We start from the raw sequence: 20691 nt of genomic DNA on the forward strand, positions 1-20691 counted from the left end.
TCAGACCAGCAGCCGCGCCGGGCGCGACTGCGGTTCGGTCCAGATCTCGTCGGCGTGCCGGGCGGCGTCGCCGACCAGCACCCAGTAGCCGATGTCGTCGTGGTAGCCCACGACGTGCGGCGCGCTCCCGACGTGCACACGCAGCTTGGCGAGCTGGTCGACGTCCACGTTGGTCCAGATGCAGGCGCTGCCCGCGACGTCGACCACGGGACCCGACTCCAGCGGCCCGCTGGTGAACACGACGTCGTACGACGCCCGACGCAGCCGCGTGCCCTCGGGCGACTCCGGGAACGGCCGGTCGCCGGCGACGACGTTGTGCACGCGGATCGGGGCGTCGCCGGCGTGCTCGGCGATGCGGTCGATGTCGCGACGCAGGTCGCCCAGGACGACGGTGCTGCCGCCGCCCGCCGCGCGGTGCGCCGTACGAGCGGCGAGCGAGGCCTTGGCCCAGCGCAGCCGCCACCGGTGGTCGGCCAGGAAGCCCGACGCACGCAGGGCCTGCGTCCGCCCGGTCGCCCCGATCACCCCGCAGGTCGTCTGCAGGGGCAGCAGGTCGGGGTGCATGCGCGCCACGGCGGCGTGCGCCTCGTCGAGCCGGGCGAGGTTGGTCGACAACGAGTTGTGGCTCATCGGGATGTCGATCGCGACGACCGCCCGACCCTCGCCGCGGCGACGCTGGCCCCACTCGACGGCGTAGGCGTGCCAGGCCAGGACGGGGTCCTCGGACAGCGGGTCCTCGAGCAGGTCGGACCGCCGCGCCAGGAACAGCACCTCGTCGAGGCTGTCGACGGGCATCGGCTCGTCGTCGGTCTCACCGATGAGCACGAGCCGGTCACGGATCCGCCCGCGGATCCGGCCGTCGGCCCCGATGCCCACCGCACCGACCAACCCGAGACCGGGATCATCCATCAACACGGCGGCCGCCTCCTCGAGGGCGACCAGGGAATGCAGGTAGATGTCTTGCTGGACGAACACGACGACGTCGCGGGTGGCGTCACGCACACCCTCGTTGAGCGCGGCACCGGCGGTGGTGTGACGCTGCCCCCGGTTGTCGACCGGGAGGTACTCCAGGTCGGGCGCCTGCGCCCGCTGGTCCTCGATGGAACGGTCGAGGCAGTCGAGACGCACTGCCTCGTTGTTCCAGACCGAGACGATCGAGACCGCAACGCGCCGACTGGCCATGCGGCAAGAGTAGGTGAATCGAACGACGACGGTGGCCGTTGCGGACGGATACCCTTGATGGGGGATCGGGCCCTTGTCGTCGCACGTGTCGCCGCAAGGATGGGGGAACCTCATGGACTTCGTTGACGTGCTGCGCGTGCTGGGCCGGCGCTGGCTGATCGTGCTGCTCGGTGTGCTGGTCACCGGCGCGGCCGGCTTCTACGCGATCACCGTCGTGCCCACGCAGTACCAGGCCAGGGCGCAGTACGTCCTGCTGCTGCCCTCGGGCGCGACGGGCCTCACCAACCCGACCAACCCCTACATCAACCTCAACAGCGGGCTGATCTTCGCCACCAGCCTGATCGCGAGCGACCTCGGCACCAAGGACGTCGCCCGCACCCTGGTCGAGGACGGGTTCGACTCCGACTACTCGATCGCGCAGAGCACGTCGGGTGGCCCGTCCCTCGACGTGGTCGTCAACGGCAGCGACCCCGACGACGTGCTCGCCACCCGCAACGAGCTGCTGGCCCGCTTCGACGAGGAGCTCGACACGCTCCAGGACATCCCGGGCATCCCCGACCGGCAGCTGATCTTCTCGCGCACCAACGCCGTCGACCCGGTCGCCGAGGTCGTGCCGGGTGCGAAGAAGAAGGCGCTGGTGCTGATCGCGGCGGTGGGCATGGTCGTCACGCTCGTGCTCGCGTTCTCGATGGACGGGCTGCTTCGTCGCCGTACGGCGCGCAAGCAGGCCCTCAAGCAGCCCGCCGCCTCCGGCGCCCCCGAGCCGCCGGCCGAGACGGTCGACACCTCGACCCCGCCGGCCGGGACCGCCGACACCTCGAGCCCGCCGGCCAAGACGCCGAAGCCCAAGAAGCCCAAGCAGAAGCGGCCTGCGACCGGGCAGGCGACCGGGCAGGCGAAGGCCGGGGACAAGGCGCGGCCTGCTGACGACGCGAAGGACTCCGAGTCGGCCGAGGCCGACCAGGGCGAGGACGAGTCCGGCTCGGCGATCTCGATCCGCCGGTTCGGCCGGAGCAAGTCGGTCAGCCGGGCGTCATGAGCACGACGCCCGTCGTCCCGGCCCCGACGGGGACGGGAAGCCCGCCGGTCCCCGACCGGGCCTCCCTCCCGGCGGCGCGCCTGCTCGTCCTCTGGGCGGGCCTGATGCTGCTCCTGCCGAGCGAGCTGGTGCTCCCCCAGATCGGCTCGGCCGGCTCCCCCGCCAACCTGCTCGGAGTGGGGTTCCTGCTCTGGTGGGTGTGCGCGAAGCTCGCCGGCCGGGTCGAGGCGCCGATCAACCCGATGCACGTCGCGCTGGCCATCCTGGTGGTCGTCGTGCTCATCTCGTTCGCCAACGGCATGGTCCACGGGTGGACGCGGCCCGTCGACATCCGACAGCCCGCCGACGCGGTCTACACCTTCACGCCCGTCTCCCAGGCGGAGCTGTTCGACAAGTCGATGCTGGGTGGGATGCGCGGCCTGATCACGATCGGCAGCTGGGTGGGCGTGGCGCTGATGGTGATGGACGGCCTCAGGTCGTGGCGCGAGATTGACCGCCTCGTCTCGTGGGTGGTCTGGATGAGCGCCGTGGTCGCCGCGATCGGGATCTACCAGTACTTCACGGGCGACAACCTCGCACGCTTCATCCGCGTGCCGGGGCTCTCGGCGACGTACGAGATCGGCACGTCCATCTCGCGCTCGGTGCTCAACCGGGTCTCGTCGACCACGACGCACCCGATCGAGTTCTGCGTCGTGCTCACGACCATCTTCCCGCTGGCGATGCACCGTGCCCTCCACCCGCACGCGGTCGGCACGCTCAACAAGATCGTGGCCTGCTACGTCCCGGCCGGGCTGATCGGGCTGGCGATCCCGATGGCCGTGTCGCGCTCGGGCATCGTCGCGCTGGCGGTGGTGATGATCGTGCTGTTCAGCGGCTGGCCCAACAACCGCCGCATCTGGGTGGTGGTGCTCGCCCCGCCGACGGCGATCCTCATGCGCTCGGCGCTGCCCGGCCTCCTCGGCACCATCAAGGCGCTGTTCAGCCAGGGCACGTCCGACCCCAGCGTCACGGCACGCACCGCCGACTACGGCGCCGTGCTGGAGATCTACTCCGCGCAGCCGTGGTTCGGCCGCGGTGCGTTCACCTTCATCCCGCAGTACTACCGGGCGCTCGACAACCAGATCCTCCTCAACCTGGTCGAGCTCGGTGCGATCGGGCTCGCGGCGTCCATCTGGATCTTCGCCGTCGGCTACTACCTCGCGCGCTACGCCAAGCGGCACGCCCTGAGCATCGAGCGCTCGCACTTCGGCCTCGCCCTGTCGGCCGGCATCCTGGCGATGCTGATCACCTACGTCACCTTCGACGCGTGGGGCTTCGCCAAGGCCGGGGCCGTGACGTTCTTCCTGCTCGGCCTCGCCGGCGCCGCCCGGAAGCTGGCCCATACGCCCGACGACACCCGGCCCGCCACATGACGCAGGCCGGCGTCGACGTCGCGGTCGTCGTGGTCACCTACAACTCCAGCGACGTGCTCCCCGGACTGGTCGAGACGCTGCCCGTCGGGCTCGACGGCGTCACCTGGCAGCTCGTGGTGGTCGACAACGCCTCGAGCGACGACAGCCCCGGCCTCGCCGCCCGCCTGGCCCCCGACTGCACGGTCGTCGAGACCGGCCGCAACGCCGGCTACGCCGCCGGCCTCAACGCCGGCGTGCTCGCCGCTCCCCCGCACCGCGCCGTGCTGGTCCTCAACCCCGACGTGCGCCTGGAGCAGGGCTGCGTCGCCACCCTGCTCGCCGCGCTCGATCGCCCGGGCGTCGGGATCGCGGTGCCCCGGCTCGGGGACGGCGACGGTGCGCTGCACCTGTCCCTGCGCCGCGAGCCCACGGTCCTGCGAGCCTGGGGCGACGCGCTGCTCGGCGCCCGGCGCGCCGGTCGCTGGAGCGCGCTCGGCGAGCTGGTGACCGACCCCGCGGCGTACGCCGACGGCCGCACCGTCGACTGGGGCGAGGGTTCGACGCAGCTGGTCTCGGCGGCGTGCTGGCAGGCGTGCGGGCCGTGGGACGAGAGCTTCTTCCTCTACTCCGAGGAGACGGAGTTCGGCCTGCGCGCGCGCGACCGCGGCTTCGCGACGTGGTTCGAGCCGACCGCTCGCGCCACACACCTGCAGGGCGAGTCGATGACCTCGCCGCGGCTGTGGGCCCTGCTCGCGACCAACCGCGTGCGCCTGCACTGGCGTCGCCACGGACCGTTCGCCGGCCTCGCGTTCTGGGCAGGCGTCACCCTCCGCGAGGCCAGCCGTGCCGCACTCGGGAAGGCGACCAGTCGGGCCGCACTGTCGGCGCTGCTGAGTCCGCGCCAGTGGCGGACGCGTCCCGCGCCGTGAGGGCGACGACGACCAGCCGCGAGGCTCGGTCGATCGCAGTGATCCGATGACTGCGATCGACCGCGACCAGCGCGTCCCGCCGATCGCGCACACGACGTAGGGTCGGTCGAGATGCAGCTGCTACCGCCCGTCGTCGGCCCCCACCCGGTCATCGTCTTCTGCGGGATGGCCGGAGCCGAGAGCACCAAGCACCGCGACCACTACTACGCCTCGCCCGGCAACAGCTTCTGGGAGTCGATGCACCGCTGCGGGCTGACACCCTCCCAGCTGCGACCCGAGGAGGACCACCGCGTCACCGAGCACCGCCTCGGCCTGACCGACCTCGTCGGTCACTGGGACCACGCGTCGAACCGCGGCTGGGTCGAGATCGACGTGCTGCTCGCCGACCTCGAGCGCTGGCAGCCGGCGTGGTTGGCCTTCACCGGCAAGGGCACGGCGGCCCACGCGGCCACGGCCCTCGGGCACCGAAAGCCCGGCCTCGGCGCCACCGACTGGGAGGTGGCCGGCGCACAGGTCTTCGTGCTGCCGGGCACCAGCGGCGCCAACCGGCGCAGGGACTACGACGGCCGCCCCGACCGGCTCTCGTGGTGGCGCGAGCTGGCCGAGATCACGCAGCCGGACTTCTGACCTGCCCCCGGGTCGCTCTCGCGGGTCCAGCGACGGAACCGACGAGCGGCCGTAGGCCGTCGACCACGTCAGCGCCACGGCCTTCACCCCGCGCTGACGGCTCAGTAGCCGCGGACCTTCTTGCCGTCCTCCCAGACGTTGCCGGAGAAGACGTTGCCCTCGCCGCCCTCGGCGACCGCGGTCACCGGGCCGAAGGACGCGCACTTCCGGTTGGCGCCGCGCTCGAAGACGTTGTTGGTGATCACCATGTACGTCGACTGGGTGCCGTAGGGCTTCTGGGGGTCGTAGCCGCCGTACAGGCAGTAGGCGGCAGGCCCGGCGGAGAAGAAGTTGCCGTCGACGGTGACGCGCGAGAGCGGGTCGAAGTCGGCGAAGAGCGCCATCGCCGACGAGCAGCCGCCGTTGTCGGACTGCGAGTCGCAGGCCAGCGTGTTGTGGCGCACGAGCATGTCGTGGCCGCCGTTGGAGGTGAAGCCATCGCCGTGCCAGTCGCTGCCGGCCGGCATGTACTGCGCGTGCAGCCACGAGTCCTGGATGTCGCAGTTCTCGTTGCACGACACCGACTGGCGCGCGCCGATGACCTCGACTCGGCGCATCGTGATGTTGTACTGGCCGACCGCCGAGCCGTCGTAGGTCCCGCCGTCGACCGTGGAGTCGGAGATCGTGAGCGAGCCTCCGCCGTCGCCGATGACGATGTTGCCCTCGACGTAGGAGTTCTTGATGACGACGCCGGGGGCCTCGATCATCAGATAGGTCGGGACGAGCTTGCCGTCGATGACGGTCCCGGGCTTCGTGATCTCGACCGGACCGTTGTACGCCGCCAGGCGGGCGGTGTCCGGCGCGCCGGTGTTGGCGGCGTTGGGGAAGGCGGTGGGTGGGGCGGTCGAGGTCGGCGTGGCGAGCACCGGGCGGACGTGGAACGCCGCCTTGATCTCGCGCGCGGGCCGCTGGCTGATCGGACCGATGGCGCCGCCGAGGATGCGGTAGCGACCCGAGCCCGTGCCCGGGGTGCGGTCCACGGCGAACGGGACGCCGGCGGGACTGCCGAAGGAGAGGAGGTGCGGCTTGGCGGACACGGACACCGGCTGCCCCAGGCTGACCTTCTGCCAGCCGATCTTCCGGACCGGCAGCAGGGAGACGCGAGCCAGCTCGCGACCGTCGGGGCCCCAGAGCCGCGCGACGTGCCGCACGGTGTCACCGGCGGCGCGGTAGTAGCGGACGGCGGTCACCTGGGAGGCACCGGAGGGCCGGAAGCGGAGGCCGCGCTCGCGGTCGCGGCCCGCCTCCTTGACGGTGACGGCGCCGGCACGTTCGTCAGCCCGCTCGACGGCGCGCGAGGTCGACACGGGCGAGGCGTCGGCCGTGGCCGCGACGAGGACGGGCGCGGCGAGCACCAAGCCCAGGGCAGCGCGGACCGCAGCGGCGAGGGGGCGCAGGTGGGATGGGCTCATGTGTGTGTGGGGGGGGCTGGCCGAAGACGACGACGGGGCGGTGAGGTCGGTCAGTGCACGCGACACTAACAACCCCACCGCCCCGGCGGCCTCCTCAAAATCAGGGAGCGGACACGGCCTTGCCGTCGTCCCAGACGTTGCCGGAGAACACGTTGCCGTTGCCACCCTCGGCCACGGCGGCCACGGGTCCGAAGGCCGCGCACTTGCCGTTGGTGCCGCGGGCGAACACGTTGTTGGTGACCACGATGTTGCTGGCCTCGTCCCCGTACGGCTTGGCCGGGTCGGCCCCTGCGTACATGCAGTAGCCGGCGGGGCTCTGCACGAACAGGTTGTTGTCGACCGTCATGTTCGTGATCGGCGAGAAGTCGCCGTACGCCGCGAGCGCGGCCGAGCAGGCACCGCCGGCGCCGGTCGGCTTGGAGTCGCAGGCCAGCGTGTTGTGGCGCAGGACCATGTTGCTGCCGCCGTTGGACAGGAACCCGTCACCGTGCCAGTCGCTGCCGGCCGGCATGTACTGCGCGTGCAGCCACGAGTCCTGGACGTCGCAGTTGAGGTCGCAGCCGACCGAGGCGCGGGCACCCTTGACCTCGACCCGGCGCAGCGTCATGTTGCGCTGGCTGATGGCCGAGTTCTCCGAGGTGCCGCCGTCGACGGTCGAGTCCGCCATCGTCAGGTGGCCGGAGCCCTCGATCACGATGACGCCGTTGACCTGGCTGCGGGTGATCGTCACGGGAGCCCGCACGACCAGCGAGCCGTTGATCTGCTGGGCGTCGATGACCGTGCCCGCGGCCGTGATGGTGGTGGGGCCGGCGTAGGTGCCGAGCGCCACGCCGTCCGGGACGCCGGTGTTGGAGGCGTCGGGGAACGCCGAGGGGACCGGCGTCGTCGGCGTGGGGTTGGGCGTGGGGTTCGGGTCCTGGGTCGGCGTGCCGCCGGACTTCGGGACGAAGGCGACATCGATGAAGTAGTGCGATCCGCGCCAGGTCTTCGTCGGGCGGCCCGGGCCGCGGGAGAAGGTGCCGCGGTGGGCGGTCAGCCCGTTGGCGACGACGTCCTTGTGGCGACCGAGCGACTTCTTGTCGATCGCGTAGCGGCCCTTCGGCGCCCGATAGGACGCGGTGTAGGTCTTGCCGGCCCGGATCTTCACCGGCGAGCTGAACCACGCGGTCTTCCAGCCGTCGGCCTTCGACCGGTCGAAGTGGACCGTGGCGAGGCGCTTGCCGCGGGCGTTCCAGACCTTGCCGGTCGTGGCGGCACGGTTCTTGCCGGCGGCGTAGTACTGGATGCCGTACAGGCGACCACCGGTCTCGCTGCTGAAGTCGAGGCCGAGCGTGGTGCTCTTCGTGGTCCTGCGCGACGGCGTGGCGGGCACGACGGAGTCGTCCCAGATGCCGACGGAGGCCTGCTTCGTCTTCTGGTCGACACCGGCGGCCGCGTCGGCGTCGACGCGGGGCAGGACGGCCAGCAGGGTGGCGGCCAGGGCGGCCAGCACGGCCACCACGACGGCCGGGCGCGCCGAGGGCGCGAGGGCGGGGGTGTGTTTCACGGGGTGTTCCTCCAGATTCCGGGGGGATGGACCGGGAGGGCAGGGTGGACGGCGCTCGCACGCCGGCCACCCTGCCGACTTCTTCTGCGAGCGCTCAGGGAGCGCTGATGGCCTTGCCGTCGTCCCAGACGTTGCCGGAGAAGACGTTGCCGTTGCCGGTGGCGACGGCGGCGGCCGGACCGAAGGCGGCGCACTTGCCGTTGCTGCCGCGCTCGAACACGTTGTTCGTGACCTTGATGTTCGCGGCCTTGGTGCCGTAGGGCTTGGCCGGGTCGTAGCCGCCGTACATGCAGTAGCCGGCCGGGCTCTCGACGAACAGGTTGTTGTCGACCGTCATGTTGGTGATGGCCGAGAAGTCGCCGTACGCCGCGAGGGCGGCCGAGCAGGCCCCGCCGGTGCCGTTCGGCTTCGAGTCGCACGCCAAGGTGTTGTGGCGCAGGACCATGTTGCTGCCGCCGTTGGACAGGAACCCGTCACCGTGCCAGGCGCTGCCCGGCTTCATGTACTGGCCGTGCAGCCACGAGTCCTGGACGTCGCAGTTGGAGTCGCAGCCGACCGAGGCGCGGGCGCCCTTGACCTCCACGCGCCGCAGCGTCATGTCGCCCTGGCTGATCGCGGAGTTCTCGGAGGTGCCGCCGTCGACGATCGAGTCGGACATGGTCAGGTGGCCGGCACCCTCGATGACGATGACGCCGTTGACCTGGCTGCGGGTGATCGTGACGGGAGCCCGGACCACGAGCGAGCCGTTGATCTGCTTCGCGTCGATGGTGGTGGCCGACGAGAGTGTCGTCGGGCCGGTGTAGCTGCTCAGCGAGACCCCGTCCGGGACGCCCGTGTTGGCAGCGTTCGGGAACGCGCCGTTCGACGTGGGCGTGGAGGTGGGCGTGGACGTCGGGGTCGACGTGGGCGTCGACGTCGGGGTCGACGTCGGCGTGGACGTCGGCGTGGACGTCGGGGTCGACGTCGGGGTCGACGTGGGCGTCGACGTGGGGGTGGACGTCGGGGTGGACGTCGGCTCGTCGCTCGGGTCGTCGCTGGGCACCGGTGTCGGCGTGCTGGCGGTCGACGGCTGGAAGGCCACGTCGATGAAGTAGTGGGCGCCGTGCCACGACTGCGTCGGACGGCCCCAGTCGTAGGAGAAGGTGCCGCGGTGGGCGGTCAGGTCCTTGACGCTCAGCGTGTCGCCGTCGTCGAAGACGTTCTCCTGCTGGGCGTAGCGACCGTTGGGCGCGCGGTAGGACACCGTGTACTTCTCGTCGGCGACGATCTTGGCCGGCGAGCTGAGCCACGCGGTCTTCCAGCCGTCGGTGGAGGTCTGGGGGAAGCTGAGCGTGGCGACGCGCTTGCCGCTGGCGTTCCAGACCGCGCCGCTGGTGGCGGCCCGGTTGGCGCCGGCGGCGTAGTACTGCACGCCGTTCAGCTGGCCGCCGGTCTCGCTGCTGAACACCAGGCCGAGGGTCACGCCGTTGGTGTCGTCGTCGGACTTGACCGCCGGGGTCACGGAGTCCGACCAGAGGCCGTAGCTCGCGGACTGGGCGGCCTTCTTGCTCATCTGGGCGACGGCCGCAGGGGACGCGTTCGCCATCGTGTTGGGCAGCACGGCGAGCAGGGCGGTCGCCAGGGCAGCCAGGAGGGCTACCGCGATGGCCGGGCGCGCCGGACGCACGGGGGTGGGGGTGGTCTTCAAGGGAGCTTCTCCATGTGCCGAGTCGTGTGGTCGGAGGGTGCGCGCAGCACTGAGCGGCAACCCCCGGCCAGCTCCGGCAGCACCGCATGACGGCGCGCCAAGTCCCCTGTGATCCTTGGTCCCCCAAGACCTCGGACCAGATGCCGTCGCCCCTCCCAGAACGACGCCGCAGGACTGCTGCAAGATCCGGGACCCGGGCAATGAGCCGGTCCTCCAGATCGGGAAGGACGCTAACCGCCGAACGCAGCGGTGCCGAATCGTCACAAACGAAGATCTGTCCGCTCAGCGGGCACCGGTCGATATCCGGTGAGGAACCACCGCGAGACCCGTCAGATCAGCCCCACGCGTCCCACTGATGTGGTCTAGACGAGACGCAGATCACACTACCGAGGAGTCACGAGGCGGCGAGTGCGGGGTCCGCCAGGAAGGTGCGACCCCACATCTCCAGCGACAGCAGCGTCCAGATGCGGATCTCCTCGTCGCGACGACCGCGGGTGTGGTCGTCGAGGATGTCTCCGACCGCGCGAGTGTCGAGCACGCCGCCCACGAAGCTCTCGGTTCCCTGCAGGAGGTCGCGGGCCATCGACTCGAGCTCGCCGCGGAACCACGCGTCGAGCGGCACCCGGAACCCGACCTTGGGCCGCGAGACGATCTGCTCGGGCAGGTGCCGGCGGGCCACCTGCTTCACGACCCACTTGGTCTGGCCGTCGCGCACCTTGACCGAGCTGGGCAGCCGGAAGGCGAGCTCGACGAGCCGGTGGTCGAGGAACGGCGGGCGGAGCTCGAGCGAGGCGGCCATCGACATCCGGTCCCCCCGCTCGAGGAGGTTGTCGGGCAGCCACGTGTCGAGGTCGGTGCGGGCCATCAGGTCGATGGCGTCGCGGTGCGGGAGCACGCGCGGCGGGCGGCTGGTGGTCGTCCCGAGCAGGGCGTCGACCTCATGAACGGTGAAGGGAGCGAACCAGTCCTCCATCCGGGCTCCACCGAGCGAGCGCAGGCCGATCCGCGCCTTGCCACGCGACGCGGGCAGCGCACGCTCGAGCCGACGCAGCGCGGCGGCGCGAGCGCTCGCGGGGAGCCGGCCGGCCAGTGCGGTGGCGTGGGCGAAACGGTACTTCGGGTAGCCGCCGAACAGCTCGTCGCTGCCCTCGCCGGACAGCACCACCTTCACGTGCTGACGCGCGGCAGTCGCGAGCTGCGCGACGGCGATGTCGGCCGGCTCGCTCACCGGCGCGTCGCGGTGCCAGGTGAGGTGCTGCCAGGTCTCGCGGAAGTCGTCGGGCCGGATGAGCACACGGTGGTGGTCGGTCCCGACGGTCCGGCTCACGAGCTCGGAGTGCGCGGTCTCGTCGACACGTGGGTCGCCGAACTCCGCGGCGAAGGTGGCCACCGGCGTGGTGCTGCCCGCCTCGCGGCGCGCCGCTGCGGCGAGCGCGACGATCAGGCTGCTGTCGACGCCGCCCGACAGGTAGGCCCCGACGGGGACGTCGGCGACGAGGGACGCGTCGATCGCGTCGCGCAGCGCGGCCTCGACCCGGTCGACGGCCTCCTCGGGGGTGCCGTGCTCGACCTCGTCGGGCGAGGGCAGCGTCCAGTACGGCGCGACGGTGGCCCGACCCGTGGCCGAGACCGTCACGACGTGGCCGGGCGGGACCTTGCGGATGCCCTCGAACAGGGTGGCCGGGGCGTGGACCGCACGGGCGCGGAGGTAGGTGCGCAGCTGCTCGCGGTCGAGGCGGGCGCGCTCCCCCAGCACGGCGAGGATCGCCTTGGGCTCGGAGGCGAAGACGAGCTGGTGCTCGTCGAGGTAGTAGTAGAGGGGCAGCACGCCGAGACGGTCGCGGACCAGCGAGGTGGCACCGCTCGCCCGGTCGTGGACCGCGAAGGCGAACTGACCGAGCAGGTCGGACGCGGCGTGGGCACCGTGGCGCACCATCGTGGCGAGGACGACCTCGGTGTCACCGCGGGTGACGAAGGGATAGTCGAGCTGCTCGCGGAGCTGCTGGTAGTTGAAGATCTCGCCGTTGAAGGTCAGCACGTGCCGGCCGTCGTCGCTCGTCATCGGCTGGCGCGACCCGCCCAGGTCGATGATCGACAGCCGGGTGTGGGCGATCCCGACCGGCCCCTCGACCCAGAGGTCCTCGTCGTCGGGGCCCCGGTGGTGCAGCACCCGCATCATGGCGCGGAGCGCGCCCTCGTCGACGGGTCGGTCGTCGAAGCGCCGGATCCCGGCGATGCCACACATCAGCGAACCCCCCGACCGCTGCCGGCGGCCGCGAAGATCTCGCGGAGCACGTCGGAGCGTGCGGCCCACGAGTCGCGCGCGACCGACTCGCGCCGAGCCTCGGGCGTCGAGACCGGGCTGCCGGCGAGGGCGTCTCGGACCAGCGCCACGAACTTGTCGGCGCTGTCCGCGACGGCGATGACGTGCTCGTGCATGGCCGCCTCGGGGTAGCGCATCGTCACCACCGGCAGCCCGAGCGCGAGGTACTCCTTGGTCTTGATCGGGTTGCAGAACCGGATCCACTCGTTCTGCAGCCACGGCATGATCGCGACGTCGAACGCGGCGCCGTACGCCGGGATGTCGGCGTAGGACCGCATCCCGAGCCAGTGCACGTTGGGCAGCGCGACCAGGTCGTCCATCGGGCAGGTGGCCGCGCCGATCAGCAGCACCGAAGCCTCGGGGACCTCGCGGGCGAGGCGGCCGATGAGGTCGAGGTCGACGACGTAGTCGTCGATGCCGCCGAAGAAGCCGATCCGCGGCCGGGGCACGCCGGCGAGGTCGCGCGGCTCGGGCCGGTCGGGGTCGGGGGCGAAGTGGTCGAGGTCGACGCCGTGGCCGATCAGGACCGGCTCGACGTGGCGCGGGAGCAGCGCCCGCTCCTCCTCGAGCAGCTCGCCGCTGGCCCACACGGCGCCGTCGCAGCCGGCGAGCATCTGCTGCTCCAGCCGTTCGATGGCCGTGTTGTCGGCCTCGGGCAGCGAGGAGTAGCGATCCGACCGGTTGATGACGATCGAGCGGTGGGGCAGCCGGCGCGCGACGTCCCACGCGGTCGGCAGGGTCACCAGCAGGTCAGGGGTGCCGATCCCGGCCAGCCGGGCGGCGGCCCGCACCTGGACCCGGACGGACCAGGCGTTCAGCCGCGCCAGCCGGGGGCGGCCGAAGACGGGCACGCTGACCGGCGTGAGGACGAACAGCCTCGGGTGCTCGGGCTCCGGTCGGCGTACGGCGCGCAGCGTGCTCCGGACCTTGCGCAGGATGCGACGCCAGGGCTGTGTCGTCACGCCGCGACGGGGCATCCGCATGCCCAGGCTGTTGACCAGTAGCACCGGCCGGTCGCTGGAGAGGGCCCGCGCGAGCTGCACGTCCGAGTGCGCGCGGTTGTGGTACCAGTAGTCCTGCGCGGAGAAGAGGATGACGCCCCCGGACATCCCCGCCTCCTAGCTGCCGACGCGCGGACGCGGGATCACGGGCGCGGTGATCGTGAGCTGGGGCGGGTCGACGACCTTGGTCACCGAGCGACTGGCGGCGAGCTCCAGGTCACGCAGCTTGAGGCTGTCGGCGTCGCGCGAGACCGCCAGGTCACGCAGGCTCAGCTCGAGCGCGATGGTCAGCTGGTGGTCGTCGACGTGCTCGCCGTGCAGCCCGCGGCGCGGGACCAGGACCGGCAGCTTGCCGTTCTCGAGCGCCATCAGCGCGATGCCGGTGCCGGCGTGGGCGACGACGACGTCGGCCTCCCGGATCGCCTCGGCCATCTCCCGCGACGGGACCCTCTCCCGCCCCTCGATGCACAGGCCGGACACGTCGGTGCTGCCGGTCTGCCACATCACCTCGGCATCGGCGGGCATGATCGGCACCAATCGCTCCAGGAGTCGACGGAACCCGTACCCCTCCTGGGTGCCGAGGCTAACGACGGCCGACCTGATCGCGTGGGGCACGGCGTTGGCCGACTCGTAGAGGTCCCACGGCGAGGCGAGGTACTCCCACGAACCCTTGGTCAGTCCCGTCGACTGGCTGAAGGTCCGCACGCCCGGCATGGCCGAGAGCACCCGCCCGGACAGCGACGGCGCATCCAGGCGGGTGGCGGACTCGATGTAGACCGTCTCGATCCCCCGGGCCCGCGCCTGCGGCAGCACGGCCAGGGCGAGCGCGGCGCCCGTGCTCACCGCCAGCGTGACGCGGTGCTCGCGGAAGAGGCGGCGGCAGTCACGGGCGTTGCGCAGGATGGCGCGGGAGTCCCGCGGCGGGCACGGCTCGGTCCAGTGCACCGTCTCGCCCGCGAGCAGTGACTCGGTCTGCGGTGTCCGCGGCGTCACCCACACGACGTCCCCGCCCACGCCCAGGCGCGGACGCAGCGTGTGGAGCTGCATGATGTGGCCGCCGTCGTTGGCGACCAGGAGCGTGGTCATCGGGTGGATCCCCCATCGGTCACGGCGTCGATCAGGACCTCGGCGACCCGGGCCTGCATGTCCTCCGTCAGGTGCGGGAACATCGGCAGCGACAGGATCCGGCCGGCCGCCTCCTCGGCGATCGGGGCGGTGCCCGCGCCCAGGCCGAGGTGCTCGTAGGCGCCGGTCAGGTGCACCGGCGTCGGGTAGTGGATACCCGCCCCGACGCCCGCGTCACCCAGCGCCTGCAGCACCCGGTCGCGGTCGTCGACGCGGACGACGTACAGGTGCCACACGTGCGCCTCGGGGTCGATCGCGCTCGGGCACTGGATCCCGGGGACGTCGCCGAGCAGCTCGGAGTAACGCTGGGCGGCCCGGCTGCGCAGGTCGTTCCACTTGTCGAGCCGACCGAGCTTGGCCCGCAGGTAGACGGCCTGCAGGGAGTCGAGGCGGGAGTTCATGCCGATCACGTCGTGCACGTAGCGCGTGGCGGAGCCGTGGTTGGCCAGCAGCCGCACGCGTGCGGCGAGCTCGGGGTCGGCGGTCGTGACCGCGCCGGCGTCGCCGGCCGCGCCGAGGTTCTTGCCGGGGTAGAAGCTGGTGGCGGCGATCCGGCTGAGGCGGGCGGAGCCGTCCTGGCCGCGGCCGCGCCAGTGCGCGCCCTGCGACTGGGCGGCGTCCTCGACGAGCGGGATGCCGGCCTCGTCGCAGATCTCGGCCAGCTCGTCCAGCGGGGCGAGCTGTCCGAACAGGTGGACGGCGATGACCGCGGAGGTCCGCTCGGTGATGGCCTCGGACACCGCGACCGGGTCGATGAGGAGGTGCTCCTCGTCGACGTCGACGGGCACCGGGACCGCTCCGATGCGCGAGACCGCCTCGGCGCTGGCGATGAAGGTGTTGGCGGGCAGGATCACCTCGGAGCCGGGCGAGACCCCCACCGCCCGGAGCGCGAGCTCCAGCGCGTCGGTGCCGTTGGCGACGCCGATGCAGTGGTCGACGCCGGCATAGGCGGCGTACTCCTGCTCGAAGGCCGTGACGTCGGGACCACCGACGAAGCCGGTGGAGGCGAACACCGCGTCGAGCCCCGAGCGCACCTCGTCGGCGATCTCGGCGTGCTGGGCGGCCAGGTCAACGAAGGGAACTCTCATGGTCGAACCTCGACTTCATAGGCGGCCAGCCGCCGCTCGAGGGTGGCGAGGCGAGCCTCGGCACCGGACACGAGCTGGTGGCGGACGGACGTGATCAGGTCAGCGGGACGGTGGGACTGGGCGGACGAGGCGACCTCGAGCAGGCGCAGGACGCCGTCGCCGGTGAGGACGTCGACGTGCCCGACGGCGCGGTCGACCCGGATGACGCGGCCCGGGATGCGGCCGGCGTAGGTGGGGGCGTCGGTCACGGGTACGGCGCGGAGCACGTCGATCCGGTCGGTGCCGAGGAACGTGAAGGCCGGCGGGAAGGGACCGTCGAGGGCCCGGACCAGGCGGTCGACCGTCGCCGTCGATCGGCTCCAGTCGATCTCGCCGTCCGCCGGGACGCGGCTGCACGAGTAGGTCGCGTCGGCCTCGTCCTGCGGCTCCCCGCGGTCGCCCGCGAGTCGGCGCTCGACGGCGTCGGCCAGGAAGCGGCGCTGGAGGTCGTTGAGCTGGTCGTAGACCGCGCCCGTCGTGGACTCCGGGCCGAGGGGCACCGCGTGCTGCAGGAGGATCCCACCGGCGTCGAGGTCGGGCTCGAGGCAGTGCACGGTGATCGCGGTCGACTCCTCGCCGTTGATGATGGCCCAGTTGACCGTGGCCCGCCCGCGGTAGCGCGGCAGCGGCGCGTAGTGGACGTTGATGCACGGCACGGCCGTGACGACGTGCCCCGGCAGGATGCGGTCGTAGGACGAGACGACCACGGCGTCGGGTCGCAGGTTCTCGATCAGGTCGACGACGGCCGAGAGCCGGGCGTCGGCCTGCACGGGCACGCCGGCGTCCAGCGCCATCGAGACGACGCCGTCGAAGCCGGGGCGGACCAGTCCGCACACCTCGAAGCGGTCCATCAGGGCGTCGAGGGCGGATCCGGTCGTGGAGCCGAGGCCGATCAGCAGGACGCGGGGCAGCTCAGGCATCGCGCACCTCGCAGTCGGGGTGCGGGTCGATGTGCTCGAGGTCGTCGAGGGTGCGCTCGGAGCCAGGCTTGAGCAGCACCTCGGCCACCTTGAGCCCGCCGCACTGGAGCCGCACGATCGCCTCGGGCCCGATGTCGGAGGGCAGCACGCCCATGTGGCCGCGCGGCGGCGCCTGCGGCGGCCAGACCCCGACGCCGGCCGCGGCCAGCGCGTCGCGGTCGAGGTCGCCCCAGAACTGCATGACGGGGGTGCCGGGCCAGGCGCCGGCGATCCGGTGGGCGATGGCCGCGTCGAGCACGTCGCCCTCGGTCGGCGTCTGGGCGATCACGATCGCGTCGAAGTCCTCGGTGTCGGGGAGGTCGAGCGCGTGGCTGCGGAGCACCACGTGGGCCCCGGCCCGGGTCAGCCCGAGCCCGACGTACGGCGCGAACTCGTTGTCGCAGACCAGCGCGATGCGCGAGCGGTAGACCGCCACACCCGCCTGCGCGAGCTGCCAGACGGCCATCATCCCGAGGTAGGAGAAGACGTCGACGTGGGGGTGGCGCTCGTTGGTGCCGGCGAAGACGACCCCCCGCGCGGCCAGGGCCGCGATGTCGACGTCGCCCGCACGGGCCTCGAGCTCCCACGACTCGTACATCAGCGGCACGACCGCGCCGGGACGCAGCTGCGCGGCCATCCGCTCGTCGATCGGACGCACGTGGCCGGAGTTGGTGACGACGTCGGCGTCGGCGAGGTGCTCGGGCGTCAGCTCCTCGACCACCTCGATCACGCCGGCGACGCCGAGGCGCTCGGCCAGCTGCAGCGTCGCGTCGCGCACCTCGCTGGTGGTGCCGTAGCGGGTGGGCCGGGTGATCGCGACGACGCGGCGCGCGCCGGCGAGTGCGGCGAGCACCGGCGTGACCACGTACGCACCGGTGGCGGCCTCGGTGACGACGCACCGGCCCGTGAGGTCGAGGTGGCTCGCGGTGGCGGCGTCGCGCACCAGCCGCTCGAGGCGCTGGGGCGCGAAGCCGGGGCGCGGCGGTGTGGCTGACGTCCGCGCCTGCGGGATCAGGATCGCGGTCATCGACGCTCCCCGGTCGCCGACGAGCGCAGGGCCTCGATCACGCGGTCCTGCTCGCCGTCGGTGAGCTCGTGGAAGACCGGCAGGATGAGCGTGCTGGCGGTGAGGTGCTCGGTCACGGGGAGCGGCACACCCGCGCGTCCGGCGTGGGCCGGGTGCTGGTGCGCGGCCATGATCCCGCGGCGGGCGGAGATGCCGGCGTCGGCGAGGTGGACGAGGAGTCCCTCGCGGTCGAGCGGGTGCTCGGGCGCGACCTCGACCCAGCAGGACTGGAAGTTCGTGGTGCCCCACTCGGGGTCGGCGACCATCCGCAGGCCGGGCAGCTCGTCGATCGCGGCGGCGTATCCCTTGGCCAGCTGCCGGCGACGCGTGACCAGCTCGGGCAGGCGTCCCAGCTGGACGATGCCGACGGCTGCCTGGAGGTCGGTCATCCGGTAGTTGAAGCCGACCTCGTCGTAGCTCTCCGGCGGGGCCAGCACGCTCGCGTGCCGGTCGGCGGCGGAGACGCTCATCGCGTGCTCGCGCAGGCGGCGGGCGCGGTCGGCCCACTCGGGGCGCGAGGTGGTGAGCATCCCTCCCTCGCCGGTGGTGAGCAGCTTGCGCGGGTGGAACGACCAGGCGGCGATCTCGGCACCGGCCCCGACCGGGCGGCCGTAGGCCGTGGATCCCGCTCCACAGGCGGCGTCCTCGATCACCACGATGCCGCGGGGGTCGCAGAACGCCCGCAGGGCGGCGAGGTCGAGCGGCACGCCACCCTGGTCCGCTGCGATCACCGCGCGGGTGCGCTCGGTGACCGCAGCGGCGATCGTGTCGGGCGTGAGGTTGCCCGTGGTGGCGTCGACGTCGGCGAAGACGGTGCGCGCCCCGACGTACACCGGAGCGTTGGCCGTGGCGACGAAGGAGAAGGACGGGACGACGACGTCGTCGCCGGGACCGATCCCGGCCACGACCAGCGCGAGGTGCAGCGCGGTCGTGCAGTTGCTGACGGCCACGGCGTACGCCGCCTGCTGGCTGCTCGCGAAGGCCGACTCGAACGCGGCGACCTTCGGCCCCTGGGCGACCCAGCCGGAGCGGATCACCTCCGCGACGGCGGCCACCTCCTCCTCGCCGAGCCAGGGCTGCATCACGTTGATGCGCGACTCGTCCACGGCGCTCACTGGACCAGCGCCCGTCCGGCGGCCACCTCGGAGCGCAGCGGGCGCCACCACTCGACCAGCTCGCGCAGGCCCTCCTCGAGCCCGACCTCGGCCACGAAGCCGAGGTCGCGACGAGCAGCCGTGGTGTCGGCCAGCCGGCGCGTGACGCCGTTGACCGCGCGCTCGGGGCCGTGCTCGACCGGGAGGTCGGAGTCCATCGCCCGCAGCAGCGTCTGTGCCAGCTCGAGCAGGCTCGTCTCCTCGCCACGGGCCACGTTGTAGATGCCCTCGCGCACGTCGCTGGCGGCGGCGAGCACGTTGGCACGGGCGATGTCGGTGGTGAAGACGAAGTCCATCGTCTGGCGCCCGTCACCGAAGATCAGCGGCGGCAGCCCGTCGGCGATCCGCTCCATCCAGCGCACCAGCACCTCGGTGTAGAGGCCGTGCACGTCCATCCGCGGGCCGTAGACGTTGAAGTAGCGCAGCAGCACGTGGTCGAGGCCGTGCATCGCCCGGAAACTGCGGACCAGCCCCTCGTTGAAGGTCTTCGCGGCGCCGTACAACGTGTCGTTGTCGTGGTGGTGGTGGCTCTCCCTGGTCGGGAACTCCTCCGCCAGCCCGTAGACGGAGGCGGACGAGGCGGCAACCAGCTTGTCGACCTTGGCCTCGGCGGCGGCCTCGACGACGTTGAACGTGCCGTCCACGAGCACCTCGAGCGCGAGCCGCGGCTCCTCCGCGCACTGGGTGATGCGGATGGCGGCCTGGTGGAAGACGAGGTCGCAGCCGCGGGTCACGTCGTGCACGAGGTCGCGGTCGCGGATGTCGCCCTCGACCAGCGTGACGGTGTCGCCGGCCAGCGCGGTCTCGAGGTTGGCGACCCGACCGCGCACGAGGTTGTCGAGCACGATCACCGCGCCGGCACCGGCGTCGACGAGCTGGTCGACGAGGGTCGAGCCGATGGTCCCGGCTCCTCCGGTGACGAGGATCCGGGCGCCCGCGAGCTGGGTCATCGGACGGACTCCAGCTCGCTGCGGACGGCCTGTCGCGGCGCCGGCACCGTGAGCCCCTGCGGACGGACCATCAGACCGTCGGCGGCGAGGCTCTCGGACGCGGCGGCCAGCGTGGACAGCACGCGCAGGCCGGCGGCCCCGTCGGTGCTCGGCGCGCGGCCCTCGCGGATGCTCGCCGCCAGCTCGGTGACGACGCCCATCAGCGGCTCGCGCTCGGGCAGGGCCGGCGACCAGGTGTCGCCGAGGCGGTAGGAGATCCCGGCGTCGCGGCGCTCGGCGCCGGCCTGGCCGAGCACGGAGGTCTGACCGAGGTCGACGCCGCGGTCGTAGACGCTGAGGCGCTGCTGCGGGTTGAGGTCGTCCCACACGAGCGTACGGCGCGAGCCACCGATCACCATCTGGCGGATCTTGGTCGGGCTCATCCAGTTGACGTGGACGTGCGCGAGCGCACCGCCGGCCAGCGGCATCGAGATGTGGCCGACGCAGGCACGGCCCGCGCCGAGCGGGTCGGCACCGAAGGCCGACACCCCGCCGGGGGCCAGCCCGCCGGGGAGGACGTAGTCGAGGATCGAGAGGTCGTGGGGCGCCAGGTCCCACAGCACGTCGACGTCGGGCTGGACCAGCCCGAGGTTGATGCGGACCGAGTCGACGTAGAGGACGTCGCCGAGCTCGCCGGCGGCGACCAGCTCGGCCATCTTCAGCACTGCCGGGGTGAAGCAGTAGGTGTGGTCGGCCATCAGGACCAGGCCCTGCTCCCGGGCCAGGGCCACCATCGCCGTACCTGCCTCGACGCTGTCGGCCAGCGGCTTCTCGACGAGCACGTGCTTGCCGGCCCGCAGCACCGCCTCGGCGACCCCGCGGTGGGTGCGGGCGGGCGTGGCGATCGCGACGGCGTCGATGTCGTCGCGCTCCAGCAGCTGCGCCACGTCGGCGACCACGTCGCACCCGCTGGCGTCGCCCACGACCTGCCGGGCGCGAGCCACGTCGAGGTCGCAGACCGCACGCAGCGCCCAGTCGGGCGAGGAGCGGAAGTTGCGGATCAGGTTGGGACCCCAGTAGCCGGCGCCGATGACGGCGACCCCCAGCGGCGGTGGAGTGCTGTGCGTCATCGGTTCTCCTCGACGAGGTCGACGG

General features: G+C 72.3%; 17 protein-coding genes. 4 read left to right on the forward strand and 13 right to left on the reverse strand.

Translation table 11 applies throughout. The annotated features are described in order from the left end of the window. The gene (locus tag C7S10_RS00895; protein WP_108342530.1) at positions 1–1182 is read right to left on the reverse strand and encodes a glycosyltransferase family protein; all 1182 of its coding nucleotides are present in this window, start codon (positions 1180–1182) and stop codon (positions 1–3) included. A 112-nt stretch (positions 1183–1294) separates the two neighbouring features. On the opposite strand from C7S10_RS00895, the gene C7S10_RS00900 reads away from it, so the two are divergent. From C7S10_RS00900 to C7S10_RS00915, 4 genes are all read left to right on the forward strand, one after another. Then, complete coding sequence (locus C7S10_RS00900; RefSeq protein ID WP_108342531.1) at positions 1295–2221, forward strand: YveK family protein; 927 nt, start codon at positions 1295–1297, stop codon at positions 2219–2221. Continuing rightward, positions 2218–3633, forward strand: coding sequence for an O-antigen ligase family protein (locus C7S10_RS00905; RefSeq protein WP_108342532.1), 1416 nt, complete (start codon positions 2218–2220; stop codon positions 3631–3633). Before C7S10_RS00900 ends, C7S10_RS00905 begins: the two co-directional genes overlap by 4 nt. Further along, positions 3630–4541: a glycosyltransferase gene (locus C7S10_RS00910; RefSeq protein ID WP_108342533.1), complete on the forward strand. Its 912-nt coding sequence runs from the start codon at positions 3630–3632 to the stop codon at positions 4539–4541. Before C7S10_RS00905 ends, C7S10_RS00910 begins: the two co-directional genes overlap by 4 nt. Before the next feature lie 111 nt (positions 4542–4652). Continuing rightward, positions 4653–5168, forward strand: a complete 516-nt coding sequence (locus C7S10_RS00915; protein WP_108342534.1) for a mismatch-specific DNA-glycosylase — start codon at positions 4653–4655, stop codon at positions 5166–5168. 101 nt (positions 5169–5269) lie between these two features. On the opposite strand, the gene C7S10_RS00920 is transcribed toward C7S10_RS00915, so the two are convergent. The 12 genes from C7S10_RS00920 to C7S10_RS00975 form a co-directional block, all read right to left on the reverse strand. Beyond that, the gene (locus C7S10_RS00920; protein ID WP_108342535.1) at positions 5270–6619 is read right to left on the reverse strand and encodes a DUF4082 domain-containing protein; all 1350 of its coding nucleotides are present in this window, start codon (positions 6617–6619) and stop codon (positions 5270–5272) included. Between the two features lie 100 nt (positions 6620–6719). Next, on the reverse strand, positions 6720–8165 hold the full coding sequence (locus C7S10_RS00925; RefSeq protein ID WP_165807011.1) for a DUF4082 domain-containing protein: 1446 nt from the start codon (positions 8163–8165) through the stop codon (positions 6720–6722). 94 nt (positions 8166–8259) lie between these two features. Then, positions 8260–9852 (reverse strand): DUF4082 domain-containing protein, encoded by a 1593-nt coding sequence (locus tag C7S10_RS00930; protein ID WP_108342537.1) that lies wholly within the window; start codon positions 9850–9852, stop codon positions 8260–8262. Positions 9853–10246: 394 nt separating this feature from the next. After that, positions 10247–12097 (reverse strand): asparagine synthase (glutamine-hydrolyzing), encoded by a 1851-nt coding sequence (gene asnB / locus C7S10_RS00935; RefSeq protein WP_108342538.1) that lies wholly within the window; start codon positions 12095–12097, stop codon positions 10247–10249. Further along, on the reverse strand, positions 12097–13284 hold the full coding sequence (locus C7S10_RS00940) for a glycosyltransferase (RefSeq protein WP_108342539.1): 1188 nt from the start codon (positions 13282–13284) through the stop codon (positions 12097–12099). Before C7S10_RS00940 ends, asnB begins: the two co-directional genes overlap by 1 nt. A 9-nt stretch (positions 13285–13293) precedes the next feature. Further along, positions 13294–14262 (reverse strand): glycosyltransferase, encoded by a 969-nt coding sequence (locus C7S10_RS00945; RefSeq protein ID WP_108342540.1) that lies wholly within the window; start codon positions 14260–14262, stop codon positions 13294–13296. Next, the gene (locus C7S10_RS00950) at positions 14259–15389 is read right to left on the reverse strand and encodes a DegT/DnrJ/EryC1/StrS family aminotransferase (RefSeq protein WP_108342541.1); all 1131 of its coding nucleotides are present in this window, start codon (positions 15387–15389) and stop codon (positions 14259–14261) included. Before C7S10_RS00950 ends, C7S10_RS00945 begins: the two co-directional genes overlap by 4 nt. Then, complete coding sequence (locus tag C7S10_RS00955) at positions 15386–16348, reverse strand: methionyl-tRNA formyltransferase (RefSeq protein ID WP_108342542.1); 963 nt, start codon at positions 16346–16348, stop codon at positions 15386–15388. The genes C7S10_RS00950 and C7S10_RS00955 overlap by 4 nt, the downstream gene beginning before the upstream one ends. After that, positions 16341–17414: a hypothetical protein gene (locus C7S10_RS00960; RefSeq protein WP_108342543.1), complete on the reverse strand. Its 1074-nt coding sequence runs from the start codon at positions 17412–17414 to the stop codon at positions 16341–16343. Before C7S10_RS00960 ends, C7S10_RS00955 begins: the two co-directional genes overlap by 8 nt. Further along, on the reverse strand, positions 17411–18559 hold the full coding sequence (locus C7S10_RS00965) for a DegT/DnrJ/EryC1/StrS family aminotransferase (protein WP_243395137.1): 1149 nt from the start codon (positions 18557–18559) through the stop codon (positions 17411–17413). Before C7S10_RS00965 ends, C7S10_RS00960 begins: the two co-directional genes overlap by 4 nt. A 5-nt stretch (positions 18560–18564) precedes the next feature. Beyond that, the gene (locus C7S10_RS00970) at positions 18565–19557 is read right to left on the reverse strand and encodes an NAD-dependent epimerase/dehydratase family protein (protein WP_108342544.1); all 993 of its coding nucleotides are present in this window, start codon (positions 19555–19557) and stop codon (positions 18565–18567) included. After that, positions 19554–20666 carry a Gfo/Idh/MocA family protein gene (locus C7S10_RS00975; RefSeq protein ID WP_108342545.1) on the reverse strand — a complete coding sequence of 371 codons (1113 nt, stop codon included), beginning with the start codon at positions 20664–20666 and terminating at the stop codon, positions 19554–19556. The genes C7S10_RS00970 and C7S10_RS00975 overlap by 4 nt, the downstream gene beginning before the upstream one ends. Between the last annotated feature and the right edge of the window lie 25 nt (positions 20667–20691).

The organism is Nocardioides currus (assembly GCF_003057875.1).
In the GTDB taxonomy this organism is placed as follows: domain Bacteria; phylum Actinomycetota; class Actinomycetes; order Propionibacteriales; family Nocardioidaceae; genus Nocardioides; species Nocardioides currus.